Source organism: Psychrobacter sp. 1U2 (assembly GCF_051847575.1).
Window position 1 is genome coordinate 1 of the sequence record NZ_JBPYDC010000985.1, and the last position, 748, is coordinate 748.

The following is a 748-nucleotide window of genomic DNA, read 5'->3' on the forward strand; positions in this document are numbered from 1 at the left end:
GTTTTGGCTGACGCGGATTGTCTTCAATTAAGGCACGTAAGCGTGAAATATGTACATCAATTGCGCGGTCAATGTTATCAGAGCTATCATCGTTTGGCATTGCCTGCCATAACTGCTCACGATTGAGCACTTTACCAGAATGAGTTGCAAAGTAATGTAATAGTTGGAACTGATGAGTGGTTAGACGTACTGGCTGCTCATCAATGGTCACTTCATGACTATCAGGAAACACGCTCAAACGCCCAAAAGTTAAACTATCAGACTGACTGTCTGCTTGGTTAGGCTGCTCATGACGACGAACCACAGCACGTATGCGGGCTAGTAATTCTCGCGGTTCAAAGGGTTTGGCGATATAGTCATCAGCACCCATCTCGAGACCCAGCACCCGATCAGTTGTATCCCCTTTCGCAGTCAACATAATGATGGGCACTTTATTAGTCATGTTGTTTTTGTTGCCACGTATCTTTTGACAAACCTGCATACCATCCATATCAGGTAGCATCAAATCTAGTACGACCAGATCAATGTCACGCTCTTTAGTGTCTAAAATATCCAAACCTTCTTGACCTAGCCCTGCATGATGAACATCGTAATAGTTCATTGTCAGGTAATCGCTGATCAATTCAGCCAAATCTGGATCGTCTTCAATTAATAGGATCTGTTTACTCATGAGCTGTCCTTTAGTAATGGCTATTATTCAATAATTGTTGTTTTAGTCGTCATGGTTATTTTTCTGAGTTTTCTAAGA

At 42.1% G+C, this 748-nt stretch carries 1 protein-coding gene; it reads right to left on the reverse strand.

All coding sequences use genetic code 11. The annotated features are described in order from the left end of the window. Positions 1 to 670 (reverse strand): response regulator transcription factor (locus ACS8FD_RS19920; protein ID WP_439277142.1); only part of this gene is annotated, 670 nt, incomplete at its 3' end. Positions 671 to 748: the final 78 nt, after the last annotated feature.